Below are 22,348 nucleotides of genomic sequence, written 5' to 3'. Positions count from 1 at the left end.
CCAAAACTAGGGGACGCAAACAAGCGAGAGGAGGAAATGGGGTGAACTGGTTAAAAAATGGGTTGAATCGCCATTATGCGGTATTTTTCCGTCTAAAATCAGCGGGCGATGTCCCTATTGTTTTCCCAAACAGTCTGATAAAATACTTATAATCTTCGTAGCCCAATTGAAAAGCTATTTCTTTAACACTTTTCGTCGTGTACACTAATAATCGCTGCGCTTTACGAACAACCTCTTGCTGTATAAAGTAGGTTGAGGAAAAGCCCGTTAACGACTTTACCGTATCATTCAGATAGCTCACCGTAATATTCATTTTCGACGCATAGTCAGCGGGCTTTTTAAGTACAATAACATGCTCTTTCACAAGCAGATGAAACGTTTTCAAAATCTCGACATTCCGTGACGAGTAGGCCTGAATCCGCTCCTTTTCCTGCGCCTGAAAAATAATGGCGGCTTTATAGAAAAACGAGTTTGTCAGCGCCTGGATGAGCTGATTATGAAAACCTATTGATTGTTTCTCGTGAACAGCCGAGTTAATTAGATTAAACATCGTGGAGAACCAGTTTGTATCAGCATCAGTCAACTGAAGTAAAGCGGCTTGTGCGAACGACTGCTCAAAAATGATTCTCGCGTTTTCATCAATCAATTTGGCATCAAATGCAATGCCCCAGCCTTCTACATCGTTGGCAAACTTGGTTTGATGAACTTGTCCAGGGCAGGATACTAACAGGGAAGAAGGATAGATATCCAAATTCTGAAAATCGACGCTAAAATTCAGGTGGCCTTTTTCAACAAAAATTGATAATTATCGTGTAAAAAAACAGCAGCCTCTATCGGATAGTTTTCTCTAGTTGTCAACTGCTTAAGCCCTAAAAAATGACCTAGTGCACTGCCGTCGGCAAGACATAACACGTTCCCTTCTTTAGCTGGCAATTGGGCCGCATGTGCCTCACCTACCAGAATTTCATCGCCCTCTTTTAGTTGCTGAACCCAGCGGCCCCCGGCTCCATTATGACCGGCCTCGATATACATAGTGCACACCTTTTTTTCGGCATTCCACAAAGCAGGCGTATAATCCCGGTACGCTAATTCGCCCACCCGGCATTTTAATCGCTTTATCGTATTCCATTTTGCCATATCGATGGTTGGCAGATGTATATCAATTTCATACATCGTAGCCGGTTGCCAGGCACGAACGGCTATTACTTTGGCCGGCGTGAACATTTTCTCCAGCAGGCCCGACACTGCTTTTTTCAGGATATTTGCCATTTCCAATCTTGCTCTTTTGTTGGGCAAAAGTAGTGGAGGGCAACAGGGCATTTATCCTATAAATGGCTGGAATAGGTGGACAAATGGCATATTAACGCCAGTCTACTCACTTCGTAACGATTTAACCGGATTCATTAAGGCAGCTTTGACGCTTTGGAAACTCACCGTTAGCAAGGTAATGAGCAGAGCACCCGCACCTGATGCGGCAAAAATCCACCACGAAATCTCTGTTCGATATTGGTATTTCTGGAGCCAGTTATGGAGAAAATAGTACGCGATGGGCGTTGCGATTCCGAATCCAATACAGACCAACACAACGAAATCTTTCGATAACATGCCCCACAAATTCAGGACAGACGCCCCTAATACTTTCCGAACACCAATCTCTTTGGTTCGCTGCTCGGCCATGTACGAGGCCAGTCCGAACAGACCCAGGCAACTGATAAAAATGGCTAGTATGGCGAAGAACGAAGTCAGCTTTCCTATCCGCTCTTCTGTGCGAAACTTAGCTGCATATTCATCATCCGCAAACTTGTAGTCGAAGGGGGCGGATGGGATGAGCTTTTTAAAGACCGCTTCGATTTTTGGCAACGCATCGCTGGTACTTATGGATGGGTTCAGCCTGATATTGATCCAGTTGGGATTTCCAAACATACAAAAAACAGTGGGCTTGATCGGCTGAAATGGCGACTCCATGACCATGTCTTTCACCACTCCAATTATTCGATATTGCTTTTCTATATTGTTCGTCATCCATTGGCTTTTCCAGTGAATCGTTTCGCCTACAGGCTTCAGCAAACCCATTCGTTTAGCGGCTGTTTCATTGATAACAAACCCACTGGAATCAGAAGCAAACTCCTTCGAAAAATTGCGCCCCGCTACAAATTGCCAGCCAACAGTTTGGGCGTATTCGGGCGTAATGGATAAGGTGGCAAATTGGTCGGTCGATGGAGCGGATTGACCTTTCCACCAAAAGCCATCATTGGACGACCATACGCCCGTAATCGGGCTTTGCGATTCGGCGACTTCGGTTACGGCTCCTGTATTTCTCAATTCAGTACGTAACAAGTCGGTTTTGCCATAAAAATCGTCTGATTGCATTGGCACCATCAACAGGCCGTCCCGCGAATAACCAACCGGACGATTTTTCGCAAACTGAATCTGGCGGTAAATGACTAACGTACAGATGATCAGCGAAATGGAAACCGCGAATTGTGTACTAACCAGTACTTTACGAGGTAAGCCTGCCAAACGGCCCCGCTGCACCTTTGCCAATCCAGCTCCTTTCAGCACCTTAACCGGCTGGAAGGATGTTAGATAGAAAGCTGGATAACTACCTGCCAGCAACCCAGTCAGCAGCATAAAGCCAAGACAAAACAGCCAGAAGAACCCATTCTCCCAAGGGATATTCATCTGTTTGGCAGCCAGATCATTGAACCACGGCAAGAAGGTTGTAACGAACATAATGGCTAGCAGAAAAGCCAGAAAAACAACCAGAAAGGACTCGCTAAAAAACTGACCAATCAATTGAATTCGAAGCGAGCCAATCGCTTTCCGAACCCCAACTTCTCTGGCTCGTTGCTCAGAGCGGGCAGTCGAGAGATTCATGAAATTGATGCAGGCCAGCAATAAAACAAAAAAGCCAATCATGCCCACCAGCCATACGTATTGAATAGGGCCATCACTGACAATTCCGTTTTTAAAATCGGAGTATAAATGCCAGTTGTACATGGGATTCAACCACATTTGCGGCTTTGTAGCAGCCTCTTCCTTCATGCTCTCCAGGTGCTTGATCACATTCAGTTCCGAGTCTTTTATACTGGCCGTAACCTTATCGAAGTCGGTATTTGGTTGAATCTCTACATAAATATATAGCGCGTGGTTATCCCATTTCTTCTCTCTCATGTAGGCATTTGTCGCCACAAAGTAATCCCAGGAAGCTAGAAACTGAGCGTCATGAAGTTGCGTATTTTGGGGTAAATCCTCGTAAATACCCGTTACGCTCACATTTTTGTCTGTGTTGATCTTCACCAGTTTACCAATAGGGTCGACTTCCCCAAACAGCGCTTTGGCCGTGGATGCCGACAGTAAAATGGAATGTTGGTCTTGTAATCCTGCCCAGGTTCCCTTGAGCATGTGTAACGTAAACATTTCGGGAGCCTCGGCACCAATATATTGTCCTTTTTTCGAGAGCTTCTTATTTCCAGCAGACAGGATATAATCACCTGGGTGCGTAGCTGTTACAATATGTTTAAAGTGACGTTTGTAATTAGTTGTTAATTCATGAATGAATGGATAGGGTAACGACTGAGAGGTCTGAATCTCCCCATGTACCACCTGATTTTGCATGATCTGCGCAATACGACTGTAGTTTTTATGGTACGTATTGAACGATAATTCATCATGTACCCAGAGTCCAATGAGCATGGCCACCGCCATACCCACGGCGAGGCCGCCAATATTGATAAACGAGTAGCCTTTGTGCTTGACCAGGGTTCGAAACGCAATTTTTAAATAATTCCGTAGCATGGCTGTAGTGGTTAGGGTTGGGTACTTATTAGCTTGTCGTTTTATAATTGAGGGTCGTACGTAGGCCAACACCTCCCGCCAGTAGCGCCGTCGGGCGCTGTGTTCTCCTCCTTGCACTACCCACAACTCATAGCGTTCGTGCAGGTCGCCAAGCACCTCTTCCCGAAGGTGAGGGGCGCAGAACCAATTGAGCAGGCGGGTAGCGAAGCGAGGTGGTTTCATAGCAGGGTGCAGGGAGCGCGGGGCACGGGGCAGGGTAAGGAGCGCGGAGCAGGTGCTACCCCGCTCCGTGCACCCTGCTCCATGCCCTATTCTGATCGTAACGATTTCACCGGATTCACCAAAGCGGCTTTAATTGCCTGATAGCTAACGGTTGTCAGAGCAATGGCTAGCGCCAGAATACCCGCAAGCACAAATACCCACCACTCAACCTGAATGTGATACGCAAATTCATTCAACCATTTATTGGTAGCCCACCAGGCTACCGGAAAGGCAATGCCATTGGCGATTAAAACCAGTTTCAGGAAATCTTTTGAGAGTAGAACCGTCAGATTCATCACTCCCGCTCCCAGTACTTTACGCACCCCAATTTCTTTGATGCGCTGTTCAGCGGCATAGGTTGCCAGACCAAACAGACCCAGACAGGCAATGAAAATTGTAATCAGGGCCACCCAGATCAGCAGCGTTTCCCGCCGTTGATCTTCCGCATAAAAGCGTGCTAACTGTTCATCCAGAAAATGATATTCCAGCAAATGTGTGGGGTCAATTTTAGCCAGAACATCAGCCATTTGGGCTAACGTTGCCGGAATATCCTTGCCTTCAATTCGAGCGGTAAAATAATCGATGTTATGTACCGGATTTCGCTGATAGGCCAAAACCATCGGGGCAATTTTTTCGCGAAGCGATTGAAAATGGAAATCCTTTACAATGCCAATTACGCGTGCATGAAAGGGCTGATTTTCCTTATTCAGCGGTCTATAACTCCCGCCCATCGCTCGGGAAGGAATGTCTATTTGTTGACCCGATACTTCTTTAATATTGAGCAGCTTAGCCGCCGATTCATTGAGAATGACGGAGGTAGAATCATCCATTCCCTTAAAATTTCGACCCGCCAGCAGTTGAATCTCAAAGGTTTTAGCAAAATTTTCGTCGGCCCCAATCCAGTAAGCAACTTTAGGCTCATTGGTGCTTTCCGGCGTTTTAACCTGAACCGTTGGAATAACCTTCCACTCACCCGGTACTCTGGACGTAACGGACACCTGATTGACGCCCGGAATACGACTAAATTCTGTTTTAATGGTTTCGGCGCTACGGCGCACTTTACCACTGTTGATATCCACCACCAGCAGTAATTTTTTATTGAAACCCAGATTTTTATTGTTCGCAAACTGAACCTGCTGGAACAGCACGATGGTGGCAATCATCATGACTACCGATATCGTAAATTGAAAAACGACCAGCCCTTTTCGCAACGACAAATCCCCTCTATTCTGAAGTTTAAGGTTCTTGAGCAATAAAAGCGGACTGAATCCAGACAACAGAAACGCCGGGTAACTTCCTGACAATAAACCCGTAACTAAAAGCGCAATAAGGCTGTAGAGCCAAATTCGGTAATCACTATGGATACCCAGCGAAAGTTCCTTATGGGTAAACTCATTGAAGGCAGGCAGCACCAAATTAACGAGCCCTACGGCCAGCACGAACGAAATAACTGTTACAACCAGCGATTCGGTCAGAAACTGATAGATGAGGTGATGCCGGAATGCGCCACTCGCTTTACGAACCCCAATTTCTTTCGACCGATTAGACGCTCTGGCTGTAGCCAGATTCATGTAGTTAATGCAGGCAATGAGCAGAACAAACAGGGCAACCAGCGCAAAGATTTTGATATAAAGCAGGCTTCCCTGACTTATTGCTTCTACATTCGAGTTTCGGGCACCATCGGTAATTGCATCTGAGAACAGGTGGATATCGGCCAGCGGTTGCAACGTATAGCTGATGGAGTTTCCGGGCTCTAGTTTGGCGTTGGCCTTGAGCAAATCCGTAATTTTTTTGGCCGCAATTTCCGGGTTAGCTTTTTCCTTGAGCAGAAAGAAGGTCATGAAGGCTTGGGAATCCCAGTTAACTGTCCACTCGGTGAATTCCTCATCACTGCTGATGGTCGCTTCAGAAATGATTGCCTTGAAATCGAAACTCGAATTTCGAGGATGGTTTTTCAGAACAGCCGTTATTTTTAGCGGCTTATTGATTTCAAAATCAACGGTTTTGCCAACAACCTGAGTCGTATTGAAAAGTCGCTGCGCCAGTTCTTCAACGATGATGATCGAATTTGGCTCGTTCAACGCCGATCTACCATTCCCATCAACAGTCTCGAAATCAAATAGTTCCAACAAACCCGGCGTCCCAAACGCAATCGTTTCCTGAAACATGTTCTTATTTTCTGGATTCGATAAGTTGGCTCTTCCGGTTCGGACAATTCGGGCTGACTTCTCAATTTCGCCAATACTTTTCGTTGCAGCCTCGGCCACTTTATAGCTCGCTGCTGCAATCGTCAAGTCTTCTGTAGGTGTTTTTTTGTGCTGTATAGCCCGGTAAATCCGGTTAGCCTGGCTGTGTTGTTGATCGAATGTCAGCTCATCGAAGAGGTATAAGCCGATCAGCAAAAAACAAGTGATACCGAGGGTCAACCCAGCTACATTGAGCGCTGTATATAGTTTATGCCGGCCCAGGGTTCGGAAGGAGATTTTGAAATAATTGCGTAACATATCAGTAATTGTTGGATCTGGATATTCACTAGGCCATCTGTTCGCTGGTTGTCGTTTAATCACCGAAGGCCGCACATAGGCCAGCACTTCCCGCCAATAGCGCAGTCGGGCTTTAGTCTCCCCTTCCCGAGCCACACGCAGAGCATAGCGTTCATGCAGGTCTCCAAGCACCTCTTCCCGAAGATGAGGAGCACATAACCAGTTCAACAGGCGGTCAGCTAGGCGGGGTGGGTTCATAGCGTGGTGCAGGGTGCTTGGTGCAGGGAGTCCGGAACAGGGATGCAGCGAATAAACCCTGCCCCGAGCCCCTTGCGCATTTATTCAGACCGTAACGATTTTACGGGATTCATCAGCGCGGCTTTTGCGGAACGGTAACCCACAGTTAGAATGGCGATCATTAACGTGAGAACAAGCGCTAACAGAAAGATATCGGCTCCTAACTCTATTCGATATTGAAAATCTGATAGATAGCGACTCATAACCCACCATCCAACAGGCGCGGCTATGATAAAAGCAAGGATGAGTAATTGGGTAAACTCTTTTCCAAATAGCCACATAATATGGCCCGAGCTGGCACCTAATGTTTTTCTTACACCAATTTCTTTGGTCTTCTGAGTTGCCATAAACGATATCAAACCGTATAAACCAAGGCAGCTGATAAAGATGGCGATGCCTGAAAAAATTTCGATTAATTGTAAAATCAGGCTGTCTGTCTCATAGAATCGAGCAATCTGTTTATCCAGAAATTCATACGAGTACACGTCTGCCGAGTACATTTCATTCCAGATTTTTTCGATGGCGGAAAGGGTTGCCGGTAAATTACCGGTGCCGATTTTGACAGCGCAGTTTTCATAATTGGCAACTCTGGTTGTCAGACAGACGGGATCAATAGATCGACGGAAGGATTTATTGTGAAAGTCTTTTAACACACCTACAATGGTACCTTTTACACCATTGATAGTGGCCGTCTTGCCCAGGACCTGTTGAGGATTTCGAAGCCCTAGTTTTTTAACGGCTGTTTCGTTCAGCAAATACTCCCGAGTCGTATCGGATGGGTATAAATTACGTCCGGCTACCAGCTTCAAGCCAAACGTGGCAACATAATTGGGATCTCCCGCCTTGTAATAAATAGTAAACTTTTCGGGTTCTGTTCGCGAATCATATTGGATACCTGTGTCAAAATTACTGTCGGGCGATGCCGGTGCGACATTACAAAAAGCGAACGATTTCACACCTGTAATCTGTGAAAGACGAGTCCCAAAGGTGCTGACTTCCGCTGGCAAATGGCCGGGCACCGGCAGCATAACGATGGCATCCTTGTTGAATCCCATATCTGACTGACTGGTATAGCGCATTTGACTCATGATCACAATTGTACCGATAATGAGCGTTTGCGATATAGCAAATTGCGTGACCACCAGGGCTCGTCGTACCGAAAAATTACCAACATGTTTGTTCGACAGTTTTCCTCTAAGCGCCTGAATAGGCTGGAATCCACTGATAATCAGGCCTGGGTATGATCCAGAAATGAAGGTAACACTAATAAACAGCACCACTAAAAAAGTAAGTAGCCGATAGTCACTCAACAGATTGAACGTAAGTCGAGTATGCACAAGTTGGTTCAGATAAGGTAAAGCTGCATACGCCAGGACGATGGCAATCACGAAAGCTAAACCGGCAATCAGAGCCGTTTCGGTAATAAACTGCTTAAAGAGTTGTGTTCTCAAACTCCCCAGCACCTTTCTGACTCCAATTTCTTTCGAGCGACTTAAAGCTTGCGCTGTTGCTAAATTGATGAAGTTAATACAAGCTATAATCAGCAGAAAAATACCAATCAACGATACCGTCAGAAGCTGACTTTTCGTAACATAACCGCCCAATTTAGAATTAACGTGGATGTCGGACAGGGGTTGTAGTTTAAACCAGAAATTACCCGCATCCTGCTCACTGTAATATTTTTTATTCAGACTCTCCATCGCTTTCTCTGCAGCAGCCGGTGACTCACCTGCTTTCAGCAGCAGAAAACAATTTGTACCTCCAAAAATCCCCCCCCAGGTATCTAGCCAGGGATTAGTTTCTTTAAGGGTCACGTATGATAAATAAATTTCCTGACGACGATCCGTATTAACGGGCAGGTCTTTTAGTACGCCCGTAATGCTAAAGTTCGTTTTGTTATCCAGCCGAATAAGCTGACCAATAGGATTCTGATTACCGAAATACTTACTGGCCAGGCTCTGCGTAATGATTGCTGTATTTGGCTCCGTCAGTACTTTCTTTTTATCTCCACTGACCAGCGGTAAGCCTAGTATCTCTAAGAATTCGGGTTCGGCATAGGCTACTCCGTTGGGCTCCTTAAACTTCTTATTGTCTTTCGACGAAGGCAGGGAAATCAAACCACCGAACCCAACGACTCGGCCCACTTTATCAAAGAAAGGGTAGTCTTGTCGTAAAGCCTGCCCCAAAGGAGCCGGAACCGCACCAATTTGATTATCCTGGTCTTTAGGCATTTCAGATATTACCCGGTATACCCGATCAGCATCCGGCTGAAACGTATCAAAGCTCAGATGGTAATTGACAAACATAAAGATTAGTATCCCGCAGCCCATACCAAGCGCAAGGCCTAGTACATTGATGAGCGAATACGATTTTTGACGCGTTAGCGTACGTCGGGCAATTTTCAGGTAATTCCGTAGCATGGTTGTATTGGTTGGTTGAGGGTATTGGTCGGGTTGTCTTCGAATAAATTCGGGTCGTACATAGGCCAGCACATCCAGCCAGTGGCGTCGTTTGGCGCGGGCCTCTCCCCGTTGTTTCACCCGCCGGGCAAAACGTTCATGTACATCACCCAACACCTCCTCGCGCAGGTGCGGAGCAATGAGCCAGTTCAGCAGGCGGTCGGCTAAGCGGGGTGGGTTCATAGCGTGGTGCAGGGTGCTTGGTGCAGGGAGCGCGGAGCAGGGAAAGGCAAGAAGCGTAAAGCAAGTGTTTCCCCGCACCATGCACCCTGCTCCATGCTATTCAGATCGTAACGATTTAACGGGGTCCATTAAAGCCGCTTTCACACTTTGATAACTTACCGTTAGTAAGGCTACGCCAATGGCAAACAGGCCAGCCAAGGCAAGCATCCACCATTCGACCTCGATCTTATAGGCGAAATCCTGTAACCATTGATTCATCGCATACCAGGCCAGCGGGCACGCAATCAGGATGGCAATGAGCACCAGTTTCACAAAGTCTTTGATGAGCAATTGGGTAATACTCGGAACAGAGGCTCCCATAACTTTACGCACACCGATTTCTTTGGTCCGTCGCTCAATGACAAAGGCCGAAAGAGCAAACAATCCCAGACTGGCGATCACAACAGCTAATAGCGCAAAAACAGAAAATAACTGTTGAGTGCGTTTCTCACTGGCGTAAAAAGACGCGAACTGGTCATCCAGGAATCGGTATTCAAGAGGTCCATTTGGGTTAAACGCATCCCATTGATTTTTCAAATCACTGAGGAATCCGTTTACATCCGTGGTTTTTATTTTTATGACGATCCCCCCAAAATTTCGCCCCATCATCATCATAAGCGGTGCCACCTTCTGTTTTACAGATACGTAGTTGAAATCCTTAACAACACCAATGACTTTGTATTCTTGCTGGCCAGATCTGACCATCGATCGGCCAATTGGATTGACGTGATTCCAACCCAATTCGCGAACAGCCGATTCGTTAATAATGACGCCAGAAATAGAGTCTGTCGGAAAGTCTTTCGAGAAATTTCGTCCCCGTAGCAATTGAATACCTAATGTTCGGATATAATCGTAGTCGACATGAAAAATATTCATGTGAATTTCGGCACCATTAGCGGTTTCATTCTTAGGGTAGACCTGGGTTCCGTCCATCATTTCACCACCCGGAAAAAATCTGGAGTTAGTAGCCGCCAGCACCCGGCTATTCTGTAAAAGTTGATCTTTAAAAGCAACCTGATTATTCGCTAATAAACGAGTATCGGGCAAAGCAACAAGCTGATCTTTATCATACCCAAGCTTTTTTGTCTGCATATATTGCAGCTGTTTATAGACAACAATGGTGGCAATTAGTAGAATAGTCGATATAGAAAATTGAAAGACAATCAGGCCACTATGCAATGACTTTTTCTGTGGGCTTTTTGCCAGTAATGTTCCTTTTAGCGTTTTAATAATTGAAAATGAAGACAGGAAAAAAGCGGGATATATACCGGCAAGTATACCTGACAAAAAACTAACGATAAATAAGATAAGGACTGCTTGATATTTCAGAAAAAAGGAGAATCCAATCGTCCTGTTGGCAATCTGATTGAAATAAGGCAAGAATAGGATAATGAGTAGATAAGCTACCACCATTGCAAAAAAAGTGAGCAATACTGATTCTGTCAGAAACTGGCTTATTATCTGCGTTTTTACGGACCCCATCACTTTACGAACGCCAACTTCCCGCGCTCGTTTTGCGGCCTGTGCGGTAGAAAGGTTGGTGAAATTTACACAGGCTAGTAATAGGATAAAGAGGCCCAGTGCAGAAAAAATATAGACATATTTTATATCGCCATTAGGCTCTAATTCATACTTCGTGTTCGAGTACAGGTGAATATCGGTGAGGGGTTGGAGTAAGAAACGAAATGTATCGACAGACTTTTGGGCTTCTGCCAGACTAACGCCCATGTCGCGCTGTACTTCCGGAACCACATATTTTGCCACCAGTTGTGGAAATTTAGCTTCCAGTTTTTTTGGATCTACTTTATTGTTTAATTCCAGGTAGGTATAAAAACCCACATTGCTCCAGGTTGGATTTAAAATATGGCGCGTAGACAAACTTAAAAATGCATCATAATGAAAGTGTGAGTTATCAGGAATTTTATCGAATATTCCCGTCACTTTATAAGCCGTTCGCTGCGCACCAACTGCAATAGATTTTCCAATGGGATCTTCGTGACCAAAATATTTAGTAGCAAATTCTTTCGACAAAACAATACTAGCTGGGGCAACAAGCGCATCAGCACTATTTCCTTCAATCATTGGAATAGAAAATAATTGTAGAAAATTCGGGTCAGCGAAAGCAAGATGTTGTTCTTTAAATTGATTGTCTTTGTATTGTATATAATCGCTGGCGGGAAGCAGCCTTGTCGATGACTTTACTTCGGGAAACTCATGCTTAATTCCTTCACCAACGCCTGAGTCTACATTTGGGTAAACTTCTGCATTTCCATTCCCCATAACAGAAATGTTCAGTCGATATATATTGCTGGCATTTTTCGAATACGTATCATACGTCAATTCGGTATAAACAAATACAGCAATCAGCATAAAACAGCTTAAGCCAATGGCTAATCCAAAAATATTAATAAGCGAAAATGCCTTATTCGTAAGCAGGCTTCGCCAGGCGATTGTAACGTAGTTTCGGAACATATCAGTCATTGATGGATTTGGATACTGATTTGATTGTCTCTTAATAATTGTAGGCCGTACATAAGCCAGCACTTCCCGCCAATAACGCCATCGGGCTTGGGTCTCCCCCTCCCGCGCTACCCACAATTCATAGCGCTCATGCATATCCCCCAGCACCTCTTCCCGAAGATGAGGAGCGCAGAACCAGTTGAGCAGGCGGTTAGCTAGGCGGGGTGGGTTCATAGCGTGGTGCGTGGTGCAGGGAGCGCGGAGCAGGGAAAGGCAAGAAGCGTAGAGCAAGTGTTTCCCGCACCATGCACCCTGCTCCATGCTATTCAGATCGTAGCGATTTAACGGGGTCCATTAAAGCCGCTTTTACACTTTGGAAACTCACCGTTAGCAGCGTAACCAAGAGGGCACCCGCACCCGATGCGGCAAAAACCCACCAGGAGAGTTCGGTTCGGTATTCGTACTTCTGAAGCCAGCTATCCAGGTAATACCAGGCAATGGGCGTGGCAATTCCAAAGGCAATAATGACCAGCAACACAAAGTCTTTCGAGAGCAATCCCCACAGACTGAACACCGATGCGCCCAGTACTTTCCGAACACCAATCTCTTTGGTCCGCTGTTCGGCAACGAACGAAGCGAGTCCAAACAAACCCAGGCACGAGATAAAAATGGCCAGCGTGGCGAAAAACGACGCTAACGTACCTATGTTCTCTTCGGCCGCAAACTTCCTCGCATATTCCTGATCGGCAAATTTGTAGTTGAACGGCGAAGCTGGGTCGTATTTCTGAAAAACAGCCCCGATCTTACTCACGGCGTCGCTGGCACTTATACCTGGGTTAATGCGGATATTTATAAAGCTGCTGGGGAAATTTCCGAGATAAAACAGCGTTTGTCGGGCTGGTTCATAGGGCGACTCCATCACCATATCGTCGATAACGCCGATTATTTTATACCGCAAATCACCCTCTCTGATCGTTTTCCCAATCGGATCTTTCAAGCCCATAAATTTCACGGCGGCTTCGTTCAGAACCATACCCATTGAATCGGTACCAAAGTTTTTCGAGAAGTCGCGGCCCTCTTTAAACTGCCAGCCAACCGTTTTCCCAAACCCGTGCGACACACCAACAACCGCAAAATCAGGCGATTGATCAGGAGCTTTTCCATCCCAGTCAAACCCACTATTCACATTCCAGACGCCCGTTAGCGGACTTTCGGACTCCGCAATTTCCGTTACCGCTCCCGATGCCAGCAAATCGTTTCGGAAAGCATCAAGGTGATTGTGAATGTCGGGGGTGGTCGTTTGGACATATAAAAGGCCGTTTCGACTATAGCCAATTGGTCGATCTTTAGCGAACTGAATCTGCCGAAACACGATGATGGTGCCAATAATCAGGGCGACAGACACCGTGAATTGAACAACCACCAATACCTGACGGGGAACAGCCGCAAACCGACCCACCTTGAAAGTGCCCTTTAAAATTTTTACCGATTGAAACGACGATAAATACAAGGCTGGATAGCTCCCCGCAACTAGTCCGGTGAATAGGGGAAACCCGATGCTGCACAGCCAGAACTCCGAAACCGTCCAGGGAAAGGTCATTTGCTTCTCAGCCACCTCATTGAAAAAAGGTAACGCGAATTGACTCATTAGCAATGCAATGCAAAACGCGAGGTAAACGACCAGAAACGATTCACTAAAAAACTGGCTAATCAGTTGACTACGAACAGACCCAATCGCTTTTCGAATCCCAACTTCCTTCGCCCGTTTTTCGGAGCGCGCCGTCGAGAGATTCATAAAATTGATGCAGGCCAGGAGCAGAACAAACGCCCCGATAATCCCAAATAACCAGACAAACTGAATGCGACCGCCGGTATTTACCCCGTCTTTAAACTCCGAATACAAATGCCATTGACTCATTGGCTGGAGGAAAATCTCGGGTTTGCTTTTATCAAGTGCCACGTTGATGTGTCTTTGCTTTGCCTCCTTGATTTTTTCCGAAACAGCCGCCATGTCAGCATGATCGGCGAGTTGGACAAAGATCTGGAAGGAGTTATTATCCCATTTTTCTTGTGATCTTTTTACCCAGTCGCGCACCGCTACATTTACCTGCCAGGGAACCAGATAATCGAGATTACTGAAACGTGTATTGTAGGGTAAATTAGCATAAACCCCCGCCACCTTTACCGCAATCTGGTTGTCAATCTTAATGATTTTTCCCATCGGATTGCTGCTTCCAAACAAGGCAGTAGCCACCGATTCATTAATCATGATGGAATACGGTTCGCGTAAGGCAGCCCTTGTCCCTCGTCGCATGGTCAACGAAAGCATTTCGGGCGCTTCAGGCTCTATATAATTGCCCGTTTTCCATAGTTTCTTTTCGCCAAACGACAACGTGTGGCCTTCTGTCCAGGAGGAAAGCAGAATATACTTAAACGGCCCACCAGCTTGCTCATCGCCATAAGCCCCACGAAGTTCATTAGCCAACGGAATGGGGAGCCCAGAGCCTGTAAATACCTCACCATTAGCCGTTTGATGCTGCATAACCTGCGCAATTCGGTCATAGTTCGGAAACGATTTTTCGTACGACAATTCATCGTAAATCCATAGGCCAATCAGCATGGCTACTGCCATACCCACCGCCAGCCCACCAATGTTGATGAACGAATATCCCTTATTTTTGACAAGGGTCCTAAAGGCGATTTTCAGATAATTCCGTAACATATCTGTATTTGTTGGAGTAGAATATTCGCTTGATTCACGCGCTAGAATAGAAGGCCGCATATAGGCCAATACCTCGCGCCAATACCGACGTCGGGCTTTGGCTTCGCCCCATTGTGCTACTTGTAAGGCATAGCGCTCATACAAATCACCCAGCACTTCCTCGCGTAAGTGCGGAGCGCATAACCGCTCAATGAACCAGATAATCCATTTGGGCGGCTCTCTAAAAGTTGGCTTCTCAGGCTGCATAACTGATCTGGAGTTATTACTGCCAATCCAATAACAGATGCGAGTCGATGCGCTCCCAAAGCCGATTACGGACAGCCCGTACTTCCTGTAGAATTCGACCACCCAAAGCGGTAACCGTGAACAGTCGCTTCCGGCGTCCTCCCCGCTCGGCCGTCGCTTCGCCCAGAAAGGACGAGACATAGCCTTTTTGCTCCAATCGTTGCAGCGCAGCATGCACGGCTCCCGTGCTGACCGAATTACCCGTTTCCTGCTCAAGCTCTTCGGCAATTACCACCGAATATGCTTTGGGAGAAAGGGCCGCTACAGCTAGTAACACAACCTCTTCAAACTCGCCTAAATCGCTACGTCGCATGAACCGAAAGTGGGATTATTGAAGCCAGAACCTTATTTCCTCCATTTCTGTATATCAAATGATCGGCCAAAACTAAAAATCAGCCTCATTAGTCTTAAAATGGCCTTTTGGCTGTCAAACCGCGGGAGAACATTGTCCGTTTCTGGACAAAAGGTGTACGCATCTGGACAAGTTTTTTTGAAAAAGTTGGGTGAGGGTAAGTTGGGACAAAATACTCCAAGTCAACTAATTTACAGAACCAATAACCCGGCTTCACGCCAGTCGGCCCAGCCATCGGTTTGCTGAAAGGCTACGAAGTTGCCGAGTCCGGCCTCCTCAAACGTGGTTCCAACCTGCTGAATGGTTAGCGGTTCTGGTGCTTTCAGGCTGAATTTCGACCAGTGTTGCATCAACCATTCACCAATTGGCAAGGGTAGGTCAAGTACCAGATCATCCTGCCGCCGGGCAAAGGTCAGTTCTGCCTGCGGAACAACGCTTACTCGCTTAGACGCCTGTCGCTCCCGACGCGGTTGCACTACCGTCAGCGTGGGCGCATGACCTGGCCAGACGAGTAGTGCATGAGAACGTACGCTATCTTCGGAAGTATCGGCAATCGCCCGTTCAATGTATTTGCGTGGTATAGTAGTCGTTGGAACCCGGAAGGTAAACCAGTTGGCCAATGGCAGCTCCAGGCCCACACCGTGCATGTAGTTGAACAACGACTTACGCAATCCCTCCGAAAAGCGGGCATGATCGGCCCCCAACGGGTCGGCATGATCAAGGTCGTTATCGGCAAAAGGCCCATCGGCGGGGCCGATGCGCTGCACATCGAAACCGGCCGGGTGCAGTCCCACCGGACTGTGGGCTGTCATGGCAAACCGGTGCCAGAAGCCCGATTGAACAACGCCGGTGGCAAACAACTGCCTTACCATTTCCAGCGAGTCGATGGTTTCCTGCGCGGTCTGGGTCGGAAAGCCGTACATCAGATAGGCATGAACCATAATGCCAGCCGTAGTGAAATGATTAGCCACACGGGCAACCTGCGCCACCGTCACTCCTTTCTTCATGCGGTCCAGCAATCGATCCGACGCCACTTCCAGCCCACCCGATACGGCAATACACCCCGACAGTTTGAGCAGTTGGCATAAATCCGTTGTGAACGCCTTCTCGAATCGGATGTTCGTCCACCAGACAACTGTTAGACCCCGGCGAAGAATTTCCAGGGCCAGATCGCGCATGAGTGCAGGCGGAGCAGCCTCATCGACAAAATGGAAACCATTCTGTCCGGTTTGTGTCATAATGGTTTCGATCCGATCGCAGAGTAGCCCAGCCGTGAGCGGTTCATAGCGGGCAATATAATCGAGAGATATATCGCAGAAGGAACATTTTCCCCAGTAGCAGCCGTGGGCCAGTGTCAGTTTATTCCAGCGCCCATCGCTCCAAAGCCGGTGCATGGGATTCGTTACTTCAATAACCGACAGGTAATCGTTCAAGGGCAAATCGGCATAATCGGGTGTACCCGTATCGCGTTGGGCAACATCTCGTTCGGAAGACCCATTCTGATAAACAACCTCCCCATTTACCCGCATAAATGTCCGCTTCAGCTTGGCCGCGTCCCGCTTTCCCTGAACATGTTCGAGCAAGGAACGCAGGGGCGCTTCGCCATCGTCCAGACTCACAAAATCTACGTAATCGAACAGACGCGGCTCGCGCAGACTACGGAGTTCGGTATTAGCATAGCCTCCACCCAACACCACCCGAACAGTCGGATAGTGTTGTTTGATGTGCCGCCCACACAGCAACGCTCCGAATAAATTCCCCGGGAAGGGCACCGTCAGACAAACCACTGTTGGCTGATACTGAGCCATTTTCTCTTCTAAAAGTCCCAGCAACGCCTTACCCACCAGCGTATCGGGTGCCGTTAACGCAGCTTGTAAATCATCAAAATGCGTGGCGGTTCGGCCCAGTCGTTCGGCATACCGACTAAAGCCAAAATGTGGATCAATGGCTTCGGCCACTAAATCACCAATGTCTTCCAGATAGAGCGTAGCCAAATGGCGAGCTTTGTCGTGCAACCCCATCGTTCCGAACGCCCAATCCAGTTCATCTACTTCGGCAAAACGAGAGGCTTCAGGCAGGTAACTCCGATCGGCAATGGCATGAGCCAAGGTAGGATTTCGGTGTTGCAAAAACCGGATTGTCGGGTCAATCGTTGCCACGTAATCGGCCTGAAGCCGTACCATTCGCTGGCTATTTTCACTTAACTCCGGTACTCTAGAATCCACCGAAAACAGTTCGTTCAACCCTTGTTTCGAGAAAAGGCGTAAGATTGTCTCAATCCCCAAATCGGCCTGATGCGCCACTACCGAGCCACCATCAGCCAAGGAAAGGGTATTTAAGTAACCTTTTAGATAAGCCGTGGCCGGATAAGGTGTATTTAGTTGGGTAAACGGGGGCGTCAGCAACAGTACGCGGGTAGTCATGATCGTATTCCAGAAGGGTAGTCCGGGCGTTAATGAATAATCTCCCAACGAATACGGTCGCTATATCATTCCAGTATGCCCGGTGAAAGTTCCACTCGCAACGCCCAATCCTCGCAACAAAAAAATACCCCAGTCATTGCTGACGGGGGTATTTATAAGCGTAGAAACAAGGCTATCCGGCTTATTTTTTTACTGAGTCAGGGATAACAATCTTGGCTGAATCGGTGATCACTTCCGTGCTATCGCCACTGACGATCGTTTCGCTCTCAACTACAGTAGCTGTATCTTGAGTCGTTGTTTCAGATTCCGTTTTCTTCGACTGACAGGCAACCGCCAACGAGAACATGGCAGCCACGAATAGAGTTGATTTGATGGTTTTCATCAGAAATAAGTTTGAATGATAGGTAATGCTTTGATACTTTGCCATTAATGCGCGAGTGAAAAAAAAGTAACCCACGATTAAGCAGAATTTAATCAACCTTTACCGAGTAGATAGTTAAGTAGGTTGAGCGGCTTTACAAGCTTTTTAAGACTGTAAGCCTTACTCAAACGTCATGCAGCATTTAAGAGGTTTTGCCTTCTTTTTCTTCGCGATCCTCGTCAAAGTACACGCCCAACCTGGGTTTCAAGCCAATTACGACGAATCGAAAGTTCCGGCCTACACCTTACCGGACGTATTAACAACAACGACCAACGTACCTATCCGAACGAAGGCAGCCTGGGAAAAAGTAAGGCGGCCCGAAATCATCAAACTCTTTGAAGAGAATGTATACGGCCAAATGCCCAAATCCTACGACCGCCTTACTTACTCGATAGCCCATAAAAATACCAGTGCTATGGCTGGTAAAGCAACCTTGAAAGAGGTAACCATCGAGGTTGTTAATCACACGAAGCCGATTCAAATCCACCTGGTTTTGTTTGTACCCAATCAACGGAAAAGACCAGCTCCGCTGTTTTTGCTGATTAACAACCGGGGCAAAGACAATATGGACCCAACCCGCGTGCATAAAAGTGATTTCTGGCCAGCCGAAATGGTTATTGACAGTGGCTATGCGGTAGCGGCTTTTCACGTAAGTGATCTGGCTCCGGACGATACGGCGAACTACGTCAACGGTGTACTGCAATTATACCCGGAGCAATTGACGGCCAATGATGGCATGAAGGCCATTGGCGCCTGGGCCTGGGGGGCCAGCCGTGTGCTGGATTATCTGGAAAAAGACGCCGATATTGATGCGAAAAAGGTAGCGGTTGTCGGGCACTCCAGGGGCGGGAAAGCCTCCTTGTGGGCCGCTGCCGAAGACCCCCGATTTGCGCTATGTGTCACGAATTGCTCGGGGAATACCGGAGCTGCCTTATCTCACCGACGATTTGGCGAAACGATTAACCGAATCAACACCGTTTTTCCGCACTGGTTTGCCAACAACTACAAAAAATACAATACCAACGAAGACGCCTTGCCCCTGGATCAGCATATGCTACTGGCCGCTATTGCCCCAAGACCATTATATATAACCAATGCGTCAAAAGATCTCTGGGCAGACCCGACGGGCACATTTTTATCGGCAAAATATGCAGAGAAAGTATATGCCCTGTATGGGCTCACATCAAACCTACCGGCTACCCCTCCTGCTATAAATCAACCGATTACGCTCCCTCCTATCGGCTACCATAACCGGGAAGGGGAGCATAACTTAACGGCCTACGATTGGCGCAATTTTATCCAGTTTGCCACTATTTATTACAAGCAAAGAAAGTAGTAGATGTCCCCTACCAGGCCAGCTTATCCAATTTAGTTTCTATCGATTCTTTGGATTCTATCGTCTTTGCTAATCAGGACAATAGGACCAACCGCGCGGGCGGCCCCGAGAATCTATAGAATCCCCTAGAATCTAGTTTACTGAAACACTAGTTAGATTCTATAGTTTCTGTAGATTCTACCGATTCTGATAATCAGGAATCTAGTATCAAAAGAATCTATTAGAATCAAAAAAATCTATTCTGGAAGAGCACTAGTTAGTTCCCTTCCTTGAAAAAGACCCGCTTCACTCGTTCGCTCACGCCGGTCAATATTTCGTAAGGGATCGTGTTCATTTGTTTGGCCAATTCGGTGATAGGCAACTCTGGACCAAAAATCAGTACGTCATCCCCTTCGGAAGCCAGGGCCGATGTGACATCGACCATCGTCATATCCATACAAATATTTCCTACGGTTGGGCACAGGGTTCCGTTTACCCAAACGTGACCAATGCCATTTCCTAACCGACGGTCATAACCATCGGCATAGCCGATAGCCAGGGTAGCAATGCGGGCCTCATGATCTAGAACGCCCCGGCGACTATAGCCAATCGACTCGCCCGCCCGAACGGTTTTAATCTGGCTAATCACCGTCCGAAGGGCACCAACGGTTTGTAAAGCAGCCTGATTAATGCCACTGGCCTCCACGCCATAAAGACCGATTCCCAGGCGAACCATATCGAATTTGTATTCCGGAAATCGCACAATCCCCGCTGAATTCAGCAAATGACGGGTGGGTCGGTAACCCAAAGCCGCTTCGAGAGCGGTTGTAGCACGCAGAAAGGTTTCGTATTGCTGCTTCGAAAACGAGTTAAATTGGGCATCATCCGAACCCACAAGATGGCTGAATACGGTAGCCACACGCAGATTCGAATGGCTTTTCAAATAACTCGCCACCTCATCCAGCTCTGCTTCCAAAAAGCCCAACCGATGCATACCCGTATCGATTTTCAGGTGAATTGTGCGGGGAGCAGGGAGCGGGGAGCGCGGGGTTGATAGTGAAGAGTTTAGTGCGAAAGTCAAATCTCCCTCCATGCCCCCTGCTCCTTGCTCCCCGCTCCATGCCCTTCGCACAAAACGCCCCCACTCCCGTAAAAGCCGCATGCTGTATATTTCCGGCTCCAGGTTATAAGCCAATAAGGCATCAAAGGTTTCGGGAGCTGGATTCATAACCATGATGGGTAGCTCAATTCCATTTTGCCGGAGAGCGATACCTTCATCGGCATAGGCGACGCCCAGATAGTCGACTCGGTGAAATTGCAGCAGTTGAGCCACTTCAGCACTACCACTGCCATAGGCAAATGCCTTCACCATGACCATGATCTTGGTGTCTGAGCCGACTTTCTCGCGGTAAAAGTTTAGGTTGTGCGTCAGTGCATCCAGATTTATTTCGAGGATTGTGCCATGTACTTTTCGCTCCAGTCGTGCCACGATCCGCTCGAATGAAAATGGCCTGGCTCCTTTCACCAACACCGTACTATCCCGTAATTCGGCAAATGGAAACTGCGCTAGAAACGCATCCGTTGTCGGATAAAACAGACTACTATCGGCGAAGAAATGAGCATTCCGACTCACTACGGGCCCAATACCCACAAACTGCCCTACGTCGTTAGTCCGAATCAATGCACCAACCTGTTCATACAAATCGTTCTCCGCCTGACCAGACTGTAATACATCGGACAAAATAACAACCCGGCGAGCACGTGTATTTTGCTGATTCAGAAAACTAAGGGCCAGTTTCAGCCCGGCAACGTCATTGTTGTATGAATCGTCAATCAGAACACAGTTATTGATACCTTCCTTTTGTTCCAGACGCATCGAAACCGGTCGCAGGCGATTAAGACGTGCCTGCAACGTTTCAGTTGTCCAGGTATGCAGGGCCAGCATGGTTACGAGACAGTGTAGCAAATTCTCAATCGATGCCGGATCGGAAAATGGCAATGTCAGTTGAATGGGCGTTGCCTCGGGGCTGGCCAAGGTTAGTTGATCGCCCTGCACGATGGCCTGATAGGTAGCGTCACGACCTGTTAATGACCAGGTTAAAAACTGCACGCCCGGATTGACGGCCTTTAACAATAAGTGAGCTTCTTCATCGATATCGGCGTAATCGGCGCAGTAAATAAGCGTATCCGCGTGAATAAACAGTCGGAGTTTCTCGGCAATTTTTTGTTTTCGCGTTCGAAATCCTTCATCGTGTGCCGTACCAATATTCGTAAAAATACCAATCGTGGGCCTTATAATGGTTTCCAGCGCCTGCATCTCGTGGGCTTTCGAAATACCTGCTTCGAAGATGCCCAGCGTATGATTTTCATTGAGTTGGTGAACCGATAAAGGCACGCCCAATTGCGAGTTGTAGCTCTTGGGGCTTTTGGCAATAATGAAATCCGTCGAAGCCTGTCCTCCTTCGAGCAATTGAGCCAGCCACTCTTTTACGATGGTTTTGCCATTACTGCCGGTGATCCCAATAATCGGGATATGCACCTTTTGCCGTTGTTTAGCGGCCAGTTCCTGAAGCGTTTGTAAGCTACTGTCTACTTCAATGATCGTGGCATCGGCATAATTCATCAATTCAGTTCGCCGGTCGGGCGTTAAGGCCGACCGTTCTACAACAAACTGACGGATACCTTTTCGATATAAATCGCCAATGAACTCGTGGCCATCATGGTGCTCGCCCTGAATGGCAAAAAAAACAGCATCGATTAGCTGCGAGTCGGTGGTGTTACCCGTTACCTGCCGGGAATCCGTAAACCACTGGCGGTTAATTAATTCTAAATTCTTCGTTTTCATGGTAC

At 47.3% G+C, this 22,348-nt stretch carries 12 protein-coding genes; 1 reads left to right on the top strand and 11 read right to left on the bottom strand.

Annotation, left to right across the window (positions count from 1 at the left end; all coding sequences use genetic code 11):
- Window positions 1–73: 73 nt before the first annotated feature.
- From ACYVGR_RS28945 to ACYVGR_RS28900, 10 genes are all read right to left on the bottom strand, one after another.
- Window positions 74–751 carry a helix-turn-helix domain-containing protein gene (locus tag ACYVGR_RS28945; RefSeq protein ID WP_460963408.1) on the bottom strand — a complete coding sequence of 226 codons (678 nt, stop codon included), beginning with the start codon at window positions 749–751 and terminating at the stop codon, window positions 74–76.
- A gap of 23 nt (window positions 752–774) precedes the next feature.
- Window positions 775–1,269, bottom strand: a complete 495-nt coding sequence (locus ACYVGR_RS28940; protein ID WP_460963406.1) for a hypothetical protein — start codon at window positions 1,267–1,269, stop codon at window positions 775–777.
- Window positions 1,270–1,371: 102 nt separating this feature from the next.
- On the bottom strand, window positions 1,372–4,020 hold the full coding sequence (locus ACYVGR_RS28935) for an ABC transporter permease (protein ID WP_460963404.1): 2,649 nt from the start codon (window positions 4,018–4,020) through the stop codon (window positions 1,372–1,374).
- Between the two features lie 86 nt (window positions 4,021–4,106).
- Window positions 4,107–6,800, bottom strand: coding sequence for an ABC transporter permease (locus ACYVGR_RS28930; protein ID WP_460963402.1), 2,694 nt, complete (start codon window positions 6,798–6,800; stop codon window positions 4,107–4,109).
- 80 nt (window positions 6,801–6,880) lie between these two features.
- Window positions 6,881–9,481, bottom strand: coding sequence for an ABC transporter permease (locus tag ACYVGR_RS28925; protein ID WP_460963400.1), 2,601 nt, complete (start codon window positions 9,479–9,481; stop codon window positions 6,881–6,883).
- A 96-nt stretch (window positions 9,482–9,577) separates the two neighbouring features.
- On the bottom strand, window positions 9,578–12,301 hold the full coding sequence (locus tag ACYVGR_RS28920; protein ID WP_460963398.1) for an ABC transporter permease: 2,724 nt from the start codon (window positions 12,299–12,301) through the stop codon (window positions 9,578–9,580).
- 1 nt (window position 12,302) lies between these two features.
- The gene (locus ACYVGR_RS28915; RefSeq protein WP_460963396.1) at window positions 12,303–14,948 is read right to left on the bottom strand and encodes an ABC transporter permease; all 2,646 of its coding nucleotides are present in this window, start codon (window positions 14,946–14,948) and stop codon (window positions 12,303–12,305) included.
- Window positions 14,949–14,964: 16 nt separating this feature from the next.
- Window positions 14,965–15,300, bottom strand: a complete 336-nt coding sequence (locus ACYVGR_RS28910; RefSeq protein WP_182462884.1) for a PadR family transcriptional regulator — start codon at window positions 15,298–15,300, stop codon at window positions 14,965–14,967.
- A 230-nt stretch (window positions 15,301–15,530) separates the two neighbouring features.
- A complete protein-coding gene (locus ACYVGR_RS28905; RefSeq protein WP_460963394.1) occupies window positions 15,531–17,762 on the bottom strand; it encodes a B12-binding domain-containing radical SAM protein in 2,232 nt (743 codons plus the stop codon).
- Window positions 17,763–17,943: 181 nt separating this feature from the next.
- Complete coding sequence (locus tag ACYVGR_RS28900; protein ID WP_182462882.1) at window positions 17,944–18,144, bottom strand: hypothetical protein; 201 nt, start codon at window positions 18,142–18,144, stop codon at window positions 17,944–17,946.
- Window positions 18,145–18,316: 172 nt separating this feature from the next.
- Between ACYVGR_RS28900 and ACYVGR_RS28895 the strand changes: the two genes are divergently transcribed.
- Entirely contained in the window at window positions 18,317–19,519 is a 1,203-nt protein-coding gene (locus ACYVGR_RS28895) for a glucuronyl esterase domain-containing protein (protein ID WP_460963392.1), read from the top strand.
- A gap of 256 nt (window positions 19,520–19,775) precedes the next feature.
- Here ACYVGR_RS28895 and ACYVGR_RS28890 read toward each other — a convergent pair whose 3' ends face one another.
- Entirely contained in the window at window positions 19,776–22,343 is a 2,568-nt protein-coding gene (locus tag ACYVGR_RS28890; RefSeq protein WP_460963390.1) for a bifunctional UDP-N-acetylmuramoyl-tripeptide:D-alanyl-D-alanine ligase/alanine racemase, read from the bottom strand.
- Window positions 22,344–22,348: the final 5 nt, after the last annotated feature.

This window comes from Spirosoma litoris (assembly GCF_054776755.1).
Note: the sequence above shows the minus strand (reverse complement) of the source record. Positions and strands in the feature narration are given on the sequence as shown.